The sequence below is a fragment of the Plantactinospora sp. CNZ320 genome (assembly GCF_002846275.1).
This window is the reverse complement of record NZ_PJMP01000001.1, coordinates 6,333,539-6,352,026: the sequence shown is the minus strand read 5'-3', so window position 1 is coordinate 6,352,026 and position 18,488 is coordinate 6,333,539. Positions and strand designations below refer to the sequence as shown.

17 protein-coding genes and 2 pseudogenes are annotated in these 18,488 nt (G+C 72.2%); 10 read left to right on the top strand and 9 right to left on the bottom strand.

The window, feature by feature from the left end; translation table 11 throughout:
• Window positions 1–57 precede the first annotated feature (57 nt).
• Window positions 58–720, top strand: a complete 663-nt coding sequence (locus CLT71_RS28515) for a DedA family protein (protein WP_101369817.1) — start codon at window positions 58–60, stop codon at window positions 718–720.
• Between the two features lie 25 nt (window positions 721–745).
• Here the strand turns inward: CLT71_RS28515 and CLT71_RS28510 are convergent, their stop codons facing one another.
• Entirely contained in the window at window positions 746–2,137 is a 1,392-nt protein-coding gene (locus tag CLT71_RS28510; protein ID WP_101371873.1) for a cellulose binding domain-containing protein, read from the bottom strand.
• A 141-nt stretch (window positions 2,138–2,278) separates the two neighbouring features.
• Window positions 2,279–3,715: a carbohydrate-binding protein gene (locus CLT71_RS28505; RefSeq protein WP_101369816.1), complete on the bottom strand. Its 1,437-nt coding sequence runs from the start codon at window positions 3,713–3,715 to the stop codon at window positions 2,279–2,281.
• A 355-nt stretch (window positions 3,716–4,070) separates the two neighbouring features.
• Between CLT71_RS28505 and CLT71_RS28500 the strand changes: the two genes are divergently transcribed.
• Genes CLT71_RS28500 through CLT71_RS28490 form a run of 3 tightly spaced genes read left to right on the top strand, consistent with a single transcriptional unit; the run spans window position 4,071 to window position 7,246 of the window.
• Window positions 4,071–5,231: a glutamate--cysteine ligase gene (locus CLT71_RS28500; RefSeq protein WP_101371872.1), complete on the top strand. Its 1,161-nt coding sequence runs from the start codon at window positions 4,071–4,073 to the stop codon at window positions 5,229–5,231.
• Window positions 5,224–6,594 (top strand): FAD-dependent oxidoreductase, encoded by a 1,371-nt coding sequence (locus CLT71_RS28495; protein ID WP_101369815.1) that lies wholly within the window; start codon window positions 5,224–5,226, stop codon window positions 6,592–6,594. Before CLT71_RS28500 ends, CLT71_RS28495 begins: the two co-directional genes overlap by 8 nt.
• A 52-nt stretch (window positions 6,595–6,646) precedes the next feature.
• Complete coding sequence (locus tag CLT71_RS28490) at window positions 6,647–7,246, top strand: DUF1707 and DUF2154 domain-containing protein (protein ID WP_101369814.1); 600 nt, start codon at window positions 6,647–6,649, stop codon at window positions 7,244–7,246.
• 13 nt (window positions 7,247–7,259) lie between these two features.
• Here CLT71_RS28490 and CLT71_RS28485 read toward each other — a convergent pair.
• Window positions 7,260–7,673: pseudogene (locus tag CLT71_RS28485) on the bottom strand (ArsB/NhaD family transporter); the annotation flags it as partial.
• Between the two features lie 222 nt (window positions 7,674–7,895).
• Between CLT71_RS28485 and CLT71_RS28480 the strand changes: the two are divergent.
• Genes CLT71_RS28480 through CLT71_RS28470 form a run of 3 tightly spaced genes read left to right on the top strand, consistent with a single transcriptional unit; the run spans window position 7,896 to window position 9,858 of the window.
• Window positions 7,896–8,255 (top strand): GntR family transcriptional regulator, encoded by a 360-nt coding sequence (locus tag CLT71_RS28480; RefSeq protein WP_101371871.1) that lies wholly within the window; start codon window positions 7,896–7,898, stop codon window positions 8,253–8,255.
• On the top strand, window positions 8,252–9,169 hold the full coding sequence (locus CLT71_RS28475; RefSeq protein ID WP_101369812.1) for an ABC transporter ATP-binding protein: 918 nt from the start codon (window positions 8,252–8,254) through the stop codon (window positions 9,167–9,169). Before CLT71_RS28480 ends, CLT71_RS28475 begins: the two co-directional genes overlap by 4 nt.
• Window positions 9,166–9,858: a hypothetical protein gene (locus CLT71_RS28470; protein WP_101369811.1), complete on the top strand. Its 693-nt coding sequence runs from the start codon at window positions 9,166–9,168 to the stop codon at window positions 9,856–9,858. The genes CLT71_RS28475 and CLT71_RS28470 overlap by 4 nt, the downstream gene beginning before the upstream one ends.
• Window positions 9,859–9,910: 52 nt before the next feature.
• Here the strand turns inward: CLT71_RS28470 and CLT71_RS28465 are convergent, their stop codons facing one another.
• Window positions 9,911–10,780 (bottom strand): DNA-formamidopyrimidine glycosylase family protein, encoded by an 870-nt coding sequence (locus tag CLT71_RS28465; protein ID WP_101369810.1) that lies wholly within the window; start codon window positions 10,778–10,780, stop codon window positions 9,911–9,913.
• Between the two features lie 118 nt (window positions 10,781–10,898).
• On the opposite strand from CLT71_RS28465, the gene CLT71_RS28460 reads away from it, so the two are divergent.
• Entirely contained in the window at window positions 10,899–11,249 is a 351-nt protein-coding gene (locus CLT71_RS28460) for a hypothetical protein (RefSeq protein WP_101369809.1), read from the top strand.
• A gap of 17 nt (window positions 11,250–11,266) precedes the next feature.
• On the opposite strand, the gene CLT71_RS28455 is transcribed toward CLT71_RS28460, so the two are convergent.
• The 4 genes and pseudogenes from CLT71_RS28455 to CLT71_RS38265 form a co-directional block, all read right to left on the bottom strand.
• Entirely contained in the window at window positions 11,267–12,997 is a 1,731-nt protein-coding gene (locus CLT71_RS28455; RefSeq protein WP_101369808.1) for an ABC transporter ATP-binding protein, read from the bottom strand.
• On the bottom strand, window positions 12,994–14,769 hold the full coding sequence (locus tag CLT71_RS28450; RefSeq protein ID WP_101369807.1) for an ABC transporter ATP-binding protein: 1,776 nt from the start codon (window positions 14,767–14,769) through the stop codon (window positions 12,994–12,996). The genes CLT71_RS28455 and CLT71_RS28450 overlap by 4 nt, the downstream gene beginning before the upstream one ends.
• Before the next feature lie 41 nt (window positions 14,770–14,810).
• Complete coding sequence (locus CLT71_RS38270) at window positions 14,811–15,194, bottom strand: helix-turn-helix transcriptional regulator (RefSeq protein WP_486483731.1); 384 nt, start codon at window positions 15,192–15,194, stop codon at window positions 14,811–14,813.
• A gap of 147 nt (window positions 15,195–15,341) precedes the next feature.
• Window positions 15,342–15,950: pseudogene (locus CLT71_RS38265) on the bottom strand (cupin domain-containing protein); the annotation flags it as partial.
• A 91-nt stretch (window positions 15,951–16,041) separates the two neighbouring features.
• On the opposite strand from CLT71_RS38265, the gene CLT71_RS28435 reads away from it, so the two are divergent.
• The gene (locus CLT71_RS28435) at window positions 16,042–17,043 is read left to right on the top strand and encodes an NADP-dependent oxidoreductase (RefSeq protein ID WP_101369806.1); all 1,002 of its coding nucleotides are present in this window, start codon (window positions 16,042–16,044) and stop codon (window positions 17,041–17,043) included.
• Here the strand turns inward: CLT71_RS28435 and CLT71_RS28430 are convergent.
• The gene (locus tag CLT71_RS28430; RefSeq protein WP_101369805.1) at window positions 17,018–17,617 is read right to left on the bottom strand and encodes a GNAT family N-acetyltransferase; all 600 of its coding nucleotides are present in this window, start codon (window positions 17,615–17,617) and stop codon (window positions 17,018–17,020) included. The genes CLT71_RS28435 and CLT71_RS28430 overlap by 26 nt on opposite strands.
• 189 nt (window positions 17,618–17,806) lie before the next feature.
• Here CLT71_RS28430 and CLT71_RS28425 point away from each other — a divergent pair, with 189 nt between their 5' ends.
• A complete protein-coding gene (locus tag CLT71_RS28425; protein WP_101369804.1) occupies window positions 17,807–18,448 on the top strand; it encodes a hypothetical protein in 642 nt (213 codons plus the stop codon).
• Window positions 18,449–18,488 lie beyond the last annotated feature (40 nt).

Below are 18,488 nucleotides of genomic sequence, written 5' to 3'. Positions count from 1 at the left end.
TCTTCTCCCGGACTTTCCCTGAGCCGACCTGCGAGCCGACGAAGGAGTGGGTACGCCGTGGCCCTCGCCCAGGACGTGGACCCGACGCAACTCGGCGGACTGACCGGCTGGATTGCCGGGGTGATCGACACGCTGGGCGTACCCGGAGTCGGTCTGCTGGTCGCCCTGGAGAACATCATCCCGCCGGTACCGAGCGAACTGGTGCTGGCGATGGCCGGCTACCTGGCCGGCGAGGGCCGGATGAACGTGGTCCTGGTGGCGCTCTCCGCCACCGCCGGTTCGGTGCTCGGCGCGATCCTGCTCTACTGGATCGGCGCGGCGCTGGGCGAGGACCGGCTCAAGCGTTGGCTGGACCGGATTCCACTCGTCGACACCAACGACCTGGACCGGGCCGACCGTTGGTTCGAGCGGTACGGCTCCTGGGCGGTCTTCTTCGGCCGGATGGTCCCGGTGTTCCGCAGCCTGGTCTCCATCCCGGCCGGTGCCGACCGGATGCCGCTGGGCCGGTTCCTGGTGCTTACCACGCTGGGCAGTGGCATCTGGAACGCGATCTTCGTCGGCCTCGGCTACGGCCTCGGGTCGCAGTGGCAGCAGATCGACAAGTACGCCAGCTACTTCGACTACGGGCTGCTGGCCATCTTTGCGATCATGATCGGGCTGTGGGTGGCGAAGAAGCTGCGCCGCCGCTCGCACCGGCGCCAGGCCGCCAGCACCCGCTGACGACCCGACGCCCGGTGCAGCGCGGTCAGGGCAGCGTGTTCAGGTGTGGTCGGACAGTCCGGGCGAAGTTGTTGCCGTTGGTGACGTCCCAGTTGATCGACCAGGTCATCGCGCCCCGGATCCCCGGGTAGGTGCGCGGCGGGCGGAAGCTGCCGCAGTTCGTACCCCTGGCCAGGCAGTCCAGCGCCTGGTTGACCAGGCTGGGCGCGACGATCCCGCCACCGGCCGCACCGGGACCGGCGGGCAGCCCGAGCGCCACCTGGTCGGGGCGGAGTCCGGCTTCGAGTTGCAGGCAGGCCAGCGCCGTCATGAAGTTGACGGTGCCCTGGGCGTACGCGAAGGACTGGTCGCAGCCGAGCATCGAGCCGGAGTTGTAGAACTGGGTGTGCACGACGGTGAGGATGTCGCGGATGTCCAGGGCCAGCTTGAAGTACGACACCGACGGCGACTGCATGTCGATGGTCTGCGGTGCCATGGTGATGATCAGTCCCGCCCCGATCCGGCTGTGCAGTGACCGCAGCGCCTGCGCCATGTACGTCGGGTTGAGCCCGTTCTCCAGGTCGATGTCGACGCCGTCGAAGCCGTACTGCTGGATCAGGTTGTAGACGCTGTTGCTGAAGTTGGTCGCGGAGGCCGCGTCGTTGACGGCGACCCGGCCGGTCTCGCCGCCGACCGAGAGAATCACCTTCTTGCCCCGCGCCCTGACGGTGCGCACGTCGGCGGCGAAGTCGGCGTTCGTGTAGCCGCCGACCGAGGCGGACAGCCCCGGGTGGATGCCGAAGGTGACCGCGCCGGGGGTGGCGGTCGCCTCGGCGAAGGCGACGGCGATCAGGTCGTACTCGGCGGGCACGTCCCGCAGTCGCAGCTCGACCGCCGGGTTGTCGAAGTTGTGCCAGTAGCCGGTCAGGAAGTGCCGGGGCAGCCCGGTGGCGGGCGGGTTCGTCGGCGGGTTGGTCGGGGTCCCGGTGCTGGGCGGCGTGGTCGGCGGGCGGGTCGTCGGCGAGGAGGTGGGGGTGGTGGTGCCGCCGCAGGCCGCGCCGTTGAGGGTGCAGTTGGCCGGGCTGCCGGAGCCGGTGGCGAGGAAGCCGAACGACACCGAGGCGCCCGGCGCGATGCTGCCGTTCCAGGACCGGTTGGTGAAGGTGTGCCGCTGGCCCGAGGAGGTCAGCAGCGCGTCCCAGTAGCTGCCCATCGTGGTGCCGGCGGGCAGGTCGAAGGCGACCGACCAGCCGTTGATGGCGCTGGTGCCGCCGTTGGTGATGGTGTACTTCCCCTCCCAGCCGGTGCCCCAGTCGGAGGTCTTCACGAAGGTCGCGGTCGGTCCGGCGGCGTACGCGGGCAACGCTCCCCAGGCGACGCCGGCCGCCGCGACGAGGCCGGCGACCAGGGACAGGACAAGGCTTCTGCGGCGTCTCATGTGGTCCTCCACCGAGTGGTCGGGCATCCACAGCCATCGACTGTCCGCCAATTATTAGGAAGGTTAACTTTCAATGCAAGAGGTGTAAGGAAGGGCCCCCGGTTATCGCTTTCTGTTGTAGCGGGGGCCCTTCCTTACCGTTCAGCGGCGGAAGGTGAACCAGTTGAGGTTGGCGAAGTCCGCCGGCTGGCCGCTACTGAAGGTCAGGTAGACCGTGCGTACCCCGGTGACCGCCGAGACGTTGCCGGGGATCGACTGCCAGCTCTGCCAGCCGCCGGTGTTGCCGACGGCGAGGCTGCCCAGGACCGGACCGGTCGGGCTGTCCACCCGGACCTGCACCAGTCCGCTCACCCCGGCACCGGCACCGGAGGCGAGCCGGGCCACGAAGTCCCGGGGCGGTGTCGAGCCGAAGTCGACCCGGTCGTACCGGACCCAGTCACCGTTGGCGAGCCAGCCGATGTTCTGGCCGCCCTCGCTGCACGCCTCGACCGCGACACCCTGCTGCCCGTTGTACGCCTCGGCCTGGATCGTCGAGTACGCGCTCACCGTGCCGCCGGCCGGCGGCGTGGTCGGCGGCGGAGTGGTCGGCGGGTTGGTCGGGTTGCCGCCACCGCCCCGGCTGTACACCGCGACGTAGTCGACGAGCATCGGCCGGCCGGAGACGGTCGCCGAGGTCGGGGTGGTGCCGCCGGCCACCCCGTTCGGGAAGGAGCCGCCCATCGCGACGTTGAGCAGCAGGAAGTAGCCGGCGTGGTCGGTCATCTGTGACCAGTACGAGCCGACCTGGGACTGGGTGACGGTGTGGTAGTGCTGGCCGTCGACGTACCAGCGCAGTTGCTGGGGGCTGACCGACGCGTCCCACTCGAACCGGTAGGTGTGGAACGCCGACTGGCAGGTCGAGCCGGGGCAGGCCCGCTGGGCACCGAGGCCGCTGAACTCGTTGCACGGCCCGCCGGGCGCGACGCCGCAGTGCAGTACGCCCCAGACCGAGTTGATCCCGTTGACGTTCTCCATCACGTCGAACTCGCCGATCCCCGGCCAGTTCTGGTAGTTCCCCCGGTACGGCGCACCGAGCGCCCAGAACGCCGGCCAGTACCCGGCCGCCTCCGCACCGGTCACGTTCGGCATCTGGATCCGGCCCTCGATCGCCAGTACGCCACCGGCCGGCGCCTTGAAGTTGCTCCGGACGGTTTCGATCCGGGACGAGGTCCACTGGCCGGAGGCGTTGCGGATGGGGGTGATCCGCAGGTTGCCACTGCCGTCGTGGCTGACGTTGGCGGTGCTGTTGGTGTAGGTCTGGATCTCGCCGGTGCCCCAGTTCGGCGGGCCACCGGGATAGCTGGTGCCGGTGTCGATGATCCAGTTCGCCGACGAGGGCAGGGTGTTGGCCGCGCCGGTGAAGTCGTCGCCCCAGACCAGGCTCCAGCCGGAGGCGGGTGGCGGGATGGCGGCGCGGGCGGTGACTGTCGCCGTGCCGAGGACCGCGGCGAGCAGGGTGGAGGCGGTCACCAGCAGCGCGAGGCGCCGTCTGGTGCTCCGGCCGGCGGGGGCCGACCGGGCGATCCGGATGGGGTTCATGTGCGTGGGCCTCTCTACAGGGGACGGGGAGCCCTACGGGGGAATCGAGAGAGCGCTCTCTCAGGAGTTGTACGTCCCTTGCCGCAACCTGTCAACACCTGTCGATCCCTCGCCCCGGCACGCCCGGCGCCCCGCACGGCCGAAGATCCTGCCACCGCCCGACTCGGCCAGCGCCCGGCACGGCCGGAGATCCCGCCGGCGCCCGGCTCGGCCAGTGGCCCTGCCGCCGACCCGGGCGTCCGGTACGGATGCCGCGAATCGTCCCCCGGACGTTTTCCGGCATTGACACTGAGGGTAATGAACAACCGGTCGCGTCAGCGACGCAGTTCGGATCGAACGACGGGCGGTGATGGTGATGGTGATGCTCGACGGGCTGGCCGCACCGATGCAACCTCTGCCGAACGCTGGACCGGATCCGCTGACGGTCGGGGTCGAGGAGGAGTTCCTGCTCGTCGACCCGGTGACCGGCGCGGCGGCACCCGCGGTGGAGGCGGTACTGGCCGAGGTGCCGGACGAACTGCGCGGGCAGGTACAGCGCGAGTTCCAGACCAGCCAGATCGAGATCGGTACCCCGCCGGGCCTGGAGCTGAGCGCGCTGCGGCACTCGCTCGGGCTGCTGCGTACCGGGCTGGCCGACGCCGCCGAGGCGGCCGGGGTACGGCTGGTCGCGGTCGGCACCGGCCCGGTCGACGGCCCGGTGCCGCCACTGGCGGAGAATCCCCGCTTCGACAAGATGATCGAGCAGTTCGGGCTGCTGGTCCCGTCGCCCGGGGTCAACGGCATGCACGTGCACGTCGGAATACCCGACCCGGAGACCGGCGTGCAGGTGCTCAACCACCTTCGCCCGGCGCTGCCGATCCTGCACGCCGCCACCGCGAACTCGCCGTTCTACCAGGGTCGGGACACCGGCTACGCGAGCTGGCGCTCGATGCTCTGGGAGCGCTGGCCCTCGGTGGCGCCGACCCCCTGGCTGGAGTCGCACGCGCACTACGAGAGCCTGGTCGAGGACCTGATCGGCACCGGGATGATGCTCGACGAGGGGATGCTCTACTGGTACGCCCGGCTGTCGTCGAAGTATCCGACGGTGGAGATCCGGATCGGCGACGTCTGCCCCAGCCTGGACGACACGATCTTGATCGCCGCACTGGTCCGGGCGCTTGTCGACACCGCCCTGACGGACATCGCGGCCGGGGTGCCGGCGCCCCGGGTGTCGCACCACATGCTGGTGGCCGCGCACTGGCGGGCGGCACACGACGGGCTCGAAGGACTCGGCGTCGACCCCGTCGACGGCAGCGTACGACCCGCCTGGCAACTGATGCGCCAACTCCTGCAACGGATCCGGCCCGCCCTCGAACGGCACGGCGACCTGCCCGTGGTCACCGAACTGCTGAGCCGGTTGCAGGCGCACGGCACCGGCGCCGCCCGGCAGCGGGCCGCCTACGCGCGGCGGCAGGAGATCTCCGACGTACTCGACGACCTGGTCCGGCGTACCCGGGGCAGCGCCGGACATGGCTGAGAAGCTGGTGGTGGTCGGCGGCGACGCGGCGGGGATGTCCGCCGCGTCGCAGGCCCGGCGCCGCCGCGACCGGTCGGCGCTGGAGATCGTGGCGTTCGAACGCGGTCACTTCACGTCCTACTCGGCCTGCGGCATCCCGTACTGGGTGGGCGGGCTGGTCGACGACGCGGACCAACTGGTCAGCCGCGACCCGGCCACGTTCCGGGAGGAGTTCCAGGTCGACGTCCGGCTCCGGCACGAGGTGGTCGGCATCGACCTGGACCGGCGCGAGGTGGTGGCCCGGGACCTGGAGCACGGCGGGCGCGAGGTCCGGGAGGGTTTCGACCAGCTCATGTACGCCGCCGGCGCGGTACCGGTCACCCCGGACTGGGCCCGCACCGACGCGGCCGGGGTGTTCGGGGTGCAGACCCTGGACGACGGCGCGGCGCTGATCGACTGGCTGGACGGCGAGCCCACCCCGCGCCGGGCGGTGGTGGTCGGCGGCGGCTACATCGGCGTCGAGATGGCCGAGGCGATGATCCAGCGCGGCCTCTCGGTCAGCCTGGTCGAACGGAGCCCCGAGCCGATGTCGACAGTCGACCCGGACATGGGCGCCCTGGTCCGCAAGGCACTGGGCGGCCTCGGCGTCGACGTCCGCAGCGGGGTCACCGTGACCGGGCTGGAGACCCGGGACGGCCGGGTCACCGCCGTGGTCACCGAGGACGGCACGCTGCCGGCCGACGTCGTGGTGCTGGGTCTCGGGGTACGCCCGAACACCGCACTCGCGGCCGAGGCCGGGCTGCCGATCGGTCCGACCGGCGGAATCCGGGTCGACCTGCGGATGCGGGTGGTGGACACCCCCGGGGTCTGGGCGGCGGGCGACTGCGTCGAGTCGGTGCACCGGGTCTCCGGCCAGCCCGTCTTCGTGCCGCTCGGCACCCACGCCAACAAGCAGGGCCGGGTCGCCGGGATCAACATCGGCGGCGGGTACGCCACCTTCGCCGGGGTGGTCGGCACCGCCGTGACCCGGGTCTGCGACCTGGAGGTGGGGCGTACCGGGCTGCTCGAGAAGGAGGCGACGGCGGCCGGTTTCGAGTTCGTCACGGTACGGGTCGAGTCGACGAACCGGGCCGGCTACTACCCGGGGGCGAAGCCGATGACCGTGAAGCTGATCGTCGAGCGGCGCAGCGGGCGGTTGCTCGGTGCGCAGATCGTCGGCCGGTCCGAGGCGGCGAAGCGGATCGACGTGCTGGCGGTCGCCCTGTGGAACCGGATGACCGTGGACGAGATGTCCGGCCTCGACCTCGGCTACGCGCCGCCGTACGCCCCGGTCTGGGATCCGGTGCTGGTCGCCGCCCGCAAGGCGGTCGACGCCATCCGCTGAACCGACGGTGCCGGAGCCAACGGGTACCCGATGGCCGATAGGCTGTGCCGCCATGGAGCGGGAACCGCAGGACGACGCCGACCGGATCCGGGTCTCCGACCGGGAGCGGGAGCAGGTCGTCGAGTTGCTCGGTACGGCCGCCGCCGAGGGCCGGCTGACCCTGGACGAGTACGCCGACCGGGCCACCGCCGCGCACGCCGCGAAGACCCGGGGCGAACTCGCCCGGCTCACCGACGACCTGCCGACCGGCTCGTCGGCGGCTGCGGCGCCGGCCCGCCGCTCCGAGTCCGCGCTCGCCGGGTCGGCCCCGGAACGGCTGCTCGCGGTCTTCGGCAACGAGTCGCGCAAGGGGCGTTGGCCGGTGCCTGCCCGGCTGGAGGCGCGTTCGGTCTTCGGCGACTGCCACATCGAGTTGCAGGATGCCACGATCCCGCATCCGGTGATCACGATCGAGGCGACCGCGATCTTCGGGTCGGTGACCATCTTCGTGCCGGAGGGGGTGGAGGTGCGGCTCACCGGTACGGCGATCTTCGGCAGCAAGGAGTCCAAGCTGCGCGGGGACGCCCCGCCGGGCGGTCCGGTGCTGGAGGTGCACTCCAGGGTCATCTTCGGCTCGGTGACCGTACGCCCGCCGAAGCGCCGCTGGTTCTGAGCCCGCTGGCGCCTCAGGCCGGGGTCAGGTGCAGCGCCGCCCAGAGCGCGACCACCCCGGCGACGAGCGCGGTGGGTGTGGTGAGCACGCCGAGCCGCAGGAAGGTGCCGGTGACCGGCGGATCGGCCCGCAGGTGCAGGATGCGCCGCCAGAGCAGGGTGGCCAGCGAGCCGACGTAGTAGAGGTTCGGCCCGACGTTGACCCCGATCAGCACGGCCAGCACCAGGCCGGGTGAGTGGGCGACCGCCGGCACCAGGACCAGCGTCGCCGGCAGGTTGTTGATCAGGTTGGCCAGCAGCGCGGCCAGTCCGGCGACGGCGAGCAGCCCGAGCAGGTCGGCCCGGTGCGGGGCGAGCCGGCCGACCAGGTCGTCGAGGCCGTTGCGGCGTACCGCCAGCACCACCCAACCCAGTACCGCCGCCAGCAGCATCACGGCGGTGAGAGTCGGCATCAGGCCGGCAGCCTATGGCCACGGCTCGGCGGCGGCTACGGCCGGAACCGGCGGTGTGGCCAGGGCAACGCCGCTGGTCGGCATCCCGACCTTGACAGCGGGCCGGGTTGGTTAGATGGTTAGTTACATGAGTAATGAACCCATGAAGCCGAGCCCGGCCGACCCCCGGTCGTGTCGGCCGGCGGGCGGGTCCGGCTGATGGAGGACGGGCGACCGATCTTTCTCCAGATCGCCGAGCTGATCGAAAACTCGATCATCGACGGCACGCTCGCCGAGGAGGCCCAGGTGCCCTCCACGAACGAGCTGGCGGCATTCCACCGGATCAACCCGGCAACCGCGGGCAAGGGCGTCAACCAGTTGGTGGACGACGGGATTCTCTACAAGAAACGAGGTATCGGGATGTTCGTCGCCACCGGCGCCCGCGCGAGACTGCGGGACCGCCGCCGCGAGGAGTTCGCCCAGCAGTTCCTGCACCCGCTGCTCGCCGAGGCGGGCAAGCTCGGCATCGACGCCGACGAGCTGAAGCGCATGATCGACCGTTGGGAGCAGGACCGATGACCGGGGTGGTCCAGGCCGAACACGTCAGCAAGCGGTTCCGCGACGTCACCGCCCTCGACGACGTCAGCTTCACCCTGCAGGAGAACCGGATCCACGGCCTGCTCGGCCGGAACGGGGCCGGCAAGACCACTCTGATGCAGATCATGACCGGGCAGCTCCTGGCCAGCTCGGGTGCGCTGACCATCGACGGGAGGTCGCCGTACGAGAACGAGGCGGTGATGTCCCGGGTCTGCTTCATCAAGGAGAGCCAGACCTATCCGCAGTACTTCAAGGTGCGGCACGCGCTGGAGGCGGCCCGGCTGCTCTTTCCCGGCTGGGACGAGGACTTCGCGCAGAAGCTGCTGACGGACTTCCGGCTGCCGCTGGGCCGGCAGGTCCGGAAGCTGTCCCGGGGCATGCACTCGATGCTCGGCATCATCATCGGGCTCGCCTCCCGCGCCCCGCTGACCCTCTTCGACGAGCCGTACCTCGGGCTCGACGCCGTCGCCCGGCACCTCTTCTACGACCACCTGCTCACCGACTACGCCGAGCACCCCCGGACGGTGGTGCTCTCCACCCACCTCATCGACGAGGTCGGCGAGCTGCTCGAACACGTACTTCTGCTCGATCAGGGTCGGACGCTGCTGGACACCAGCGCCGAGGAACTGCGCGGCCAGGTGGTCACGGCCGCCGGACCGGCCGCCGCCGTCGACGAACTGGCCGCGCAGCACGAGGAGCTGCACCGCGAGACCCTCGGCCGGTACGCCCGGGCGACCCTGCGCGGCAGCTTCGGCGCCGCCGAACGCGCCCGGGCCAAGGCGCTCGGGCTGGATCTGGAGGCGGTCTCGCTCCAGGACATCGTCATCCGGCTCACCACCGCACAGGCCCGGTCCGGCGGCGACGCCACCGGTTCCCGGAAGGAGACCACCCGATGAACCGCGTGCTGACCGTGACCCGGGTGCAACTTGTCGGCTGGCAGAACACCGTGGCCTGGCCATGGCTGCTGCTCCTGATGGTCTTCGCCGTCAACTACACCGTCTTCCTGGTGATCGGTGACCGGAACATCAACCCGACGACCGGTGCGATCGTCTCGATCTACATCGTCGTCTTCGTCAGCAGCATCAACTGGATCACCCAGCTGCTGCCCTTCAGCATGGCGTTGAGCGTGATCCGGCGGACCTTCTACCTGGCGTCCGCGCTCTTCCTGGTGACCCAGTCCGTCCTCTTCGGCGTACTGCTCTTCTGCTGTCAACTGGTCGAGGACGCGACGAACGGCTGGGGCATCCGGCTGCGGTTCTTCGGGCTGAACTTCATCGACGAGCTGAACCCGCTGCTCCAGATCGCGATCTACACGATGCCGTTCATCCTGCTCGGCTTCCTCGGGATATTCGTCGCGGTCTTCTACAAGCGGTTCGGGCTGACCGGGATGTGGCTGCTGAGCACCGGCACCCTGCTGGTACTGGCCGGCGTCGCCATACTGCTCAGCTGGCTCGACCTCTGGTCCGGGATCGGCGGCTGGTTCGCCGACCAGCCGGCGGCAGCCTGGATCGTGGGCTGGCCGGCACTGCTGACCGCCCTGTTGGCCGGGGCCGGCTACCTGACCATCCGCCGCGTCACGCCCTGAGCGGTCGCGGGGCCTTTCCAGCGGTCGCCGGGCCTTTCGAGCCGGGTCCGGTTCACCGGCTGGTTCGGTTCACCGGCCGGCCCGGTCTCACCGCTCCGGCCCGGGATCGCCCGCGGCGTCGCTGGCAGCGCGGGCACCAGTACGAGTTACGGCCGGCCTGCTCCGCCCGCAGGACAGCGGTACCGCAGAGATGGCAGGGCAGGCCGGCACGGCGGTAGACGTACACCTCGCCGCCGTGCCGGTCGACCCGGGGCGGCCGGCCCATCGCCTCGGGCAGGTGCTCCGGGCGCACGGTGTCGATCCGCCCCGTGACGACCGCCGCCGTCATCAGCTCCACCAGATCGGCCCAGATCGTCCGCCACCCCTGCGGGGTGAGGTCCCGGCCGGGCGTGGTGGGTGGCAGGCCGGCCCGGAACAACGCCTCGGTGACGAAGATCAGGCCGGTGCCGGCGACGATCGACTGGTCGAGCAGGAGCGCGAAGAGCGGGGTCGGGCTACGCCGGATCCGGGCGTACGGGGCGTCGGGGTCGGCGTCGGCGCGCAGCGGGTCGGCACCGAGCCTGGCCCGCAGGGCGTCGACCTCGGGTGGGGAGAGCAGCTCGCAGGCGGTCGGGCCGCGCAGGTCCAGCCAGTGCCGGTCGGTACGCAGCCGCAGCCGTACCTGGCCGACCGGCGCCGGCGGCTCACCCTCCCCGTCGGCGAACTTCCCGTACAACCCCAGGTGTACGTGCAGCGCCTGCCCGTCGCCGTAGTGGTGCAGCAGGTGCTTGCCGTACGCCTCGGTGGCGTCGAGTACGCAACCGGAGAGCAGTGCGGCGCCCTCGGCGAACCGCCCCTGCGGGCTGCTGGCCAGCACCTTCTCCCCACCGAACAGCTCCCGGTGCCGGGCTGCCAACCGGTGGATGGTGTGACCCTCGGGCATGGTCGCCAAGCATAGACTTCCGGCCCCGTCCGGCTCGGCTGCCTGGCGACGACCACCCGGGACCGCCGGTCGTCAAGTCGACTTGACGTCAAGGCGACCTGACGGCAGGATGGATCGCATGACGACTCCAGACGAGCTGGAACGGCAGTTCACCCTGTTGACAGCCGCCGCCCGGTACGACCAGCTCCGGCTCCGCGACGCACTCGCCCCGGCGACCGACGAGCCGGACGAGGCGGCCGACCCGGACGCCAGGCCACTGAGCCGGGAGGAGGCGTTGGAGCTGCTCGCCCTCGGCGAGGTGATCGTGCGCAAGGCGAGCTACGGCCGGCAGTTGACGGTCCGGACCGCCCGGATGACCGGCGCCTCCTGGACCCAGATCGGTGCCGCCCTGGCCACCAGCAAGCAGTCCGCCTGGGAAACCCACACCCGCTGGCTCGGCGAGCAGGTTGCGACGGCCACCGAGCCGTAGCACCCCGGCCGGCGAGGTCAGCCGTGCCAGGAGCGCCAGAGGGCGGCGTACGCGCCGTCGGCCCGGAGCAGCTCGTCGTGGCTGCCCAGCTCGGTGATCCGGCCCTGCTCCATCACCGCCACCCGGTCCGCGTCGTGCGCGGTGTTCAGCCGGTGCGCGATCGCGATCACCGTACGGCCGGCGAGCACCGCACCCAGCGCCCGTTCGGTACGCCGGGCGGTTGTCGGGTCGAGGGCCGCGGTCGCCTCGTCGAGGATCAGCGCGTGCGGGTCGGCGAGTACCAGCCGGGCCAGTGCGAGCTGCTGCGCGTCGGCGGGACTCAACTCCCGGGCCCCGTCGCCGAGTTCGGTGTCGAGATCGTCGGGCAGTTCGGCGTACCAGTCGGCACCGACCGCGACCAGCGCGGAGCGCATCTGCACATCGGTGGCGTCCGGGGCGGCGAAGGCGAGATTGTCCCGCAGCGAACCGAGGAAGACGTGGTGCTCCTGGGTGACCAGGGCGATCCGGCGCCGCCGCTGCGCCGGGTCGAGGTCGGTGACCCGGCAGCCGCCGAGCCGCACCTCACCCTCCCGGGGACTGTCGATCCCGGCCAGCAGCCGGGCCAGCGTGGACTTCCCCGCCCCGGACGGGCCGACGATGGCCAGCCGTTCGCCGGGCCGGACCGTCAGGTCCAGACCGTGCAGCACGTCGGGGCCGTCGGCGTAACCGAAGCGCACATCCCGGACCTCGATCTGCTTTCCGTCCGGCACGGCGCCCTGCCCACGCGGCTCGGGCGGCACCTGGCCGACCCCGAGCACCCGGGCGAAGGAGGCGAGGCCGCGCTGCGCCTGCTCCATCCATTGCAGGACCTGGTCCAGCGGGCCGATCGCCTGTTGCAGGTAGAGCGCGGCGGCGACCACCTCGCCGAGGGTGACCAGCCCGTTGTCCAGGCAGAGGCCGCCGACCAGCAGTACCGCCGCGATCGGCAGCGGATAACTCCCCTCCACCACCGGATAGAAGACCGAGCGCAACCCGAGGGTGCGCCGCCGGGTCGCCCAGACCCGCCCGATCCGGGCCCGGCCGTGGGCGATCCGTTCGCCGCTGAGCCGCAGCGCCTCGACGGTACGGGCACCCTCGGCGGTGGTGGTCAGCGTCTCGGTCAGCTCCGCCGATGCGGCGCCCTCGGCGAGATACGCCGTGGAGGCCCGCCGCAGATACCAGCGGGTCACCACGACGATCGACGGCAGCCCGGCCAGCGCGGCGACGCCGAGCACCGGATGCAGCACGAATATCACCCCGAAGAGCAGGGTCAGTTGCGCCGAGGCGATCACCACCACCGGCACCACCTGGCGGACCGTGACCCCGACCGTGGAGACGTCGACCGAACTGCGGGTGGCGAGGTCTCCGGTGCCGGCCCGCTCGACGACCGAGACCGGCAGTGCCAGGGTCCGGCGTACGAACTCCTCGCGTAGTTGGGCGACCGCGCGCTCACCGAACCGGTGACCGGCGTACTGGGCGTACCGGGAGAGCAGGGTCTGGGCCAGTACGCAGCCGATGATCGCCAACGCCAGCCGGTCCACGGTGCCGGTGCCGGCGCCGGCCACCACCTCGTCGACGATGACCCCGAGCAGCCAGGGTGCGGCCAGCCCGGCAAGGGTCGCCGCGACGTGCAACACCAGGATGACGGCGACCGCCCGCCGGTCCCGGCGGATCAGGTCCCACCCCGCCCGGCGTACCGTCTCCGGCTCCGCCACCGGCAGCCCGGTCACCGCAGCGCCCCCTCGCCGTCGACGGCCCCGCCGCTCGCCACCGGCTCACCGTCCCGGGAGACCAGCGCCCGGTAACCCGGGTCGCGGTGGAGCAGCTCGGCGTGGGTACCCGTGTCGACGATCCGCCCGTCGCGCAGGTGCGCCACCTGATCGGCGTGCCCGAGCAGCAGCGGCGAGGTGGCGAGCAGGATCGTGGTGCGACCGTGCCGGGCGTCCCGGAGCCGCTGCGCGATCCGCGCCTCGGTGTGCGCGTCCACCGCCGAGGTCGGGTCGACCAGGATCAGCACCTCAGGTTCGACCAGCAGCGCCCGGGCCAGGCGTACCCGTTGCCGCTGGCCACCGGAGAGCCGGCGGGCCCGGGTGTCGATCGGGGTCTCCAGTTCCTCCGGCAGGGCCTCCACGACGTCCTCGGCCGAGGCGACCCGAAGGGCGGCCCGCAGCTCGGCGTCGGTGTGCCGGCGTCCACTGTGCAGGATGTCCCGCAGCGTCCCGGCGAAGAGGTAGGAGTCGTGGTCGGCGACCAGGATCCGGGCCCGTACCTCGGGCAGCGCGACAGCGGCCAGCGGCACTTCGCCCCAGGTCACCCCGCTCCGCTGGTACCGGCCGAGCCGGTCGGCCAGCGCGCTCGCCTCGGCCGGGTCGGCGGCGGCGACCCCGATCAGCCGCCCGACCGGCACGGTCAGCCCGGTGACCGGATCGTGCAGCTCGGCGGGGCCGGCCGGGGCCGGGCTCGGCACGACATCGGCTCGGCCGTCGTCGTCCCGAGCGGTGACGTCGTCCGGGGTCAGCCGGAGTACGGCGATGATCCGGCGGGCCGCGACCCGACCCCGGATCACCTGGTAGCTGCCCTCGATCATGAACCAGACCGGGACGATCAGCACCGCGACGTACCCGTAGACGGCGACGAGTTGCCCGATGGTGATGTCGCCGTGCACGGCCATCCGGGCCGCCAACCAGATCACGGCGGCGAGGAAGCCGGCCGGGATCGCGTTGGTAAGCGCCTCGATCCAACTGGTGACCGCGCCGACCCGGTACCCCTCGGCGCGCAGTTCCTGGGAGCGGACGGCGTACCGGCGGGCGAAGAGGTCCCGGCCGCCGACCCCGGCGAGCACCCGCAGCCCGGCGACGATGTCCCCGGCCCGGGCGGTGAGGACGCCCTGCCGCTGCCGGTAGGCGGACTCGGCCCGGTCGAGCCGGCGCAGCAGCGGACCGATGATGATGGCGACCGCCGGCACCCCCAGCAGTACGCAGAGGGCGAGCGGTGGCGAGATCGACCAGAGGATCACCGCGACGACCCCGTACGCCAGCACTGCCCCGACGCCCGGCCCGGTCAGTGTCAGTACGTGCGAGGTGTTCGTGATGTCCGAGCCGCCGACCGTGGCCACCTCACCGGCGGCGAGCTTGCGCGGCAGTACCGCACCGATCCGGGACAAGTGCCGCAGGAGTACGGCGGCGGAGCGGGCGCTGGCGTCCTCCCGGACGAAGGTCATCGTCCGGTGCCGCTGGATCCCGAGCTGCGCCAGCCCGAAGCCGGCGACCACGATCGTGGCGGCCCAGAAGAGCAGCGCGCCGGTGTCCCCGGTCCGCAGCCCGTCGTCGATCGCCCGGGAGACGAGGTACGGCCGCGCCGCCAGCCCGACCATCCAGGCCGTGCCGATGAGGCTGCCCCGCAGCACCCGGACGGGTTGGCTGCGCACCAGCCACCAGATGTAGCGCAGTGGACCCCGGGTGTCCGGCACCCCCGGATCGGGGTGCGGGAGCTGCGGGGCCATCGGCTCAGGCTACCGAGGCAGGGCTGGCTTACCCACCGATTTCAGCCCTGGGCGGATGGACCTGCGGGCTCGGGTCGCCGGTCAGCGGCACGCGCCGGGCCCGGTGGCTCGCCGCGCCGGTAGCGTCCGGGGGCGATGCCGTAGCGGCGTTTGAACGCGGCGGCGAAGGCGAATTCCGAGGCGTACCCGATCCGGCCGGCGACAGCGGTCAGCGGCGCGTCGGATTCCCGGAGCAGCCGGGCGGCGATGGTCATCCGCCACCACGTCAGGTACGCCAGCGGCGGCTGGCCGAGCAGTGCGGTAAACCGGCGGGCGAACGGTGCCCGGGAGAGTCCGGCCTCGGCGGCCAGGGTGGCGACCGTCCACGGTCGGGCCGGTTCGCGGTGGATCGCCCGCAGCGCCGCGCTGGTGACCGGATCGCGCAACGCCGCCGCCCAACCGCCGCTGCCGCTGCCACCACGGCTGCCAGCATCGCTGCAGGTGCCGGTGTCGGTGTCGGTGCGACCGTCGCTGCCACCACGGCTGCCGCTGGCCCTGGTGCTGGTGCTGGCGCTGGCGCTGGTGCTGGTGCTGGCGGTGCCGGTGGGCGGGGGGCGGTCGAACCAGGCCCGCAGGATGTAGAGCAGCAGCGTGTCGAGCAGTGCCGGGACGATGGCGTCGGTGCCGAGCCGGGGCGAGGCGAGTTCGGCGGCCAGCAGGTCCACTGTGGCCCGGAGTTCGGGATGTCGCCCGAGGTGCGCGGGCAGGTGGATCAGTTCGGGCAGGTCGTCGAGGAGCGGATGGGTCCGGGCCGGGTCGAGTTCGTACGCCCCGCAGAGCGTCACCGTCAGCCCGGCCTCGCCGTCGCGTGCCCCGTCGCCGGTCGGGCCGGCGGGGTCGGCGACGTACCGGGCCAGCGAGCGCGGGTCGGCCGGGTCGCAGGCGGGTCCGGGTCGGGTCGACGGGCTGTCGGCCAGGGTGTGCCCGCGCCCGTGCGGCCGGAACAGCACGTCTCCGGCGGCCAGCGGCACCGGCTCGCGCTCCGGCCGGATCAGCCAGCAGGGACCGCCCAGGATCACCTGGAAGCCGGCCGCTCCGGAGACCGGCCCGAACTCCTGCGCCCACGGGGCGCGCCAGGCCAGCCGGGCCGATCTGGGCCGCCCGGTCCGCATCACCGCGACCACGTCGCTGAGCACGTCCATGGTGGAACTGTATCCTTGACGAGACGATCGAATATGAATCAGGGATCGGGGAGCATGGGTCGTCTCGGCACGGCGCCGTAGCTTTCTGTTCATGAGAGCAGCACGAATCCACGGGTACGGCGACGCCTCCGTGATCCGTTACGACGAGGTTCCCCGGCCGGTCCCCGGCGACACGGAGGTGCTGATCGAGGTGGCCGCCACCTCGTTCAACCCCTCCGACATCGGTCTGCGCAGGGGACTGCTGCGGAGGCGCTTCGCGCTGGAACTGCCGTACACGTTGGGTGCTGACGTGGCCGGCACCGTCGTCGATGTCGGCGGCGGCGTGCGGACCCGGGCCGTCGGGGACCGGGTGGTGGGTCGGGTCGACGGCGGCGGCGCGGCGGCGGACTACCTGGTCACCGTGGCCGAGACGGTGGTGCCGGCGCCCGGCACCGTGCCGCTGGCGCACGCCGCCGCGCTACCGGTCGCCGGGTTGACGGCCTGGCAGGCGGTGTACGAGCACGCCCGGCTCACCCCCGGCCAGCGGGTGTTCGTCAACGGCGCGGGTGGCGGCATCGGCGGCTTCGCGGTGCAGCTCGCCAAGCACGTCGGGGCGTACGTGATCGCCACCGCGAGCCCGCGCAGCGCCGAGCCGGTACGCCAGCTCGGTGCCGACCAGGTCGTCGACTACACCGCCACCTCGCTGGCCGAGGCGCTCGACGGACCGGTCGACGCACTGCTCAACCTGGTGCCGTTGGGTGCGCGGGCCGGGGCCGCCCTGCTGCCGCTGGTCCGGCCGGGCGGGGTACTGGTCTCGGCGACTGCGCCGATCAAGGCACCCGTCGATTCGCCGGTCCGGACGACCCAGTTCGTGGCCCGCAACGACCCCGGCCAGCTGAGCGAGCTGGTCGCACTGGTGGACGCGGGCATCGTCCGGGTGGATGTGGCCGGGTCGCGGCCGCTGGCCGAGCTGGCCTCGGTGCACCGGGCTGCCGAGGCGGGGGAGATCCGGGGCAAGACTCTCCTGATCCCCGAGGATGCCGCACGATCCGCCGGCCGGTCAGAAGCGCAGGTCGAGGCGCGGCCGGTCAGAAGCGCAGGCCGAGGTAGGTGAGCGGGCCCGGGTCGGCGACGTCGACGACGTGGAAGCCGAGCCGGTCGTAGAAGGCCCGAGCCGACCGATTGGCGGTGACCATTCCGACGTGCAGTCCGGGTACGCCGGCCCGGCGTAGCGCCGCGACGAAGGTGTCGACAAGCGCCCGGCCGTGGCCGGCGCGCTGATATCCGGGGAGCAGATCGATGTGCAGATGCGCGGGATGCTCCTTCAGAACCGGCAGGACCATCCGCTCCGGGCTGTGCAGCAGGTGCGCCATCACCTCGTCCGGGGTGGTCGGCTCGCCGACCGGTGCCGGATAACGGTCGGCCACCCGGGGCAGCCACTCGTCCCGGAACCGCCGAGCGAAGACGGCGGTGTCGGCGGTGCCGAGTACGTAGCCGACGGCCTGCCCGCCGTCGTCCAGTACGAAGGCGAGTTCCGGCTCCAGTTCGGCGTACGGGTGGGCGAAGATGTGCGGCAGGATGCCCGGGTCGGCGTACGAGCCGGAGGCGTCCTGCCCCGCGTCGGCGGTACGGATGCAGATGTCGTGCACGGCGGGCCGGTCGCCGGGCCGGTACGGGCGGATCTCCATGCCGGGCAACCTATCTACTGGTACCGCTCTCATCCCTCCCCTCGCACGCTGGTGACCCGGCCGGGGCGGGCGTCCGGGAGGTGCTGTCTCCGAGCGCCCCGCCTCGGGCCGGGAGCCCGGCGCGCGTACCGTGGGGTCGTTCCTCTCCGGCCCGCGACCCGGGCCCTGACCTCGCGGAAGGCGGAGGCGATGCACATCCCCGCCCGGTTCAACGGACCGCCCGGCTCCGGCAACGGCGGCTACTCGGCCGGCCTCTTCGCGCACGGCGAGAGCTGCGAGGTCACGCTCCGGATGCCGCCGCCACTGGACACCCCGCTGTCGCTGCTGGACTGCCAGGTCCGCACCGCCGACGGCGCCGTCGTGGCCGAGGTCGCGGCGGAGGCCGAGGTCGACACCGTGGTCCCACCGATCGGGTACGCGGACGCGGTCGAGGCCGCCAAGGGGTACGCCGGATTCGTCGACCATCCGTTCCCGACCTGCTACGTCTGCGGTCCGGACCGCACCGACGGGTTGGGCATCTTTCCGGGGCGGCTCGCCGACGGCAGCACCGCCGCACCGTGGACCGTCCCGGACGACGTCTCGGAGCCGACCGTCTGGGCCGCATTGGACTGCCCCGGCGGCTGGTCGGTGATCGGCGCCGGCCGCCCGTACGTGCTGGGCCGGATCGCCGTACGCCTGGACCGGCTGCCCGCCCCCGGCGAGCAGTGCGTGGTGCGCGGTGCCCTCGCCGGCACCGAGGGCCGCAAGGCCCTGGTGCACACCACGCTGTACGCCCCGGACGGCACCGAACTGGCCCGCGCCCGCGCGACCTGGATCGCCCTGTCCGGCTGATCTCTTCGCTTGTCGGACGAGGACGGTGGCACCGTCGTCG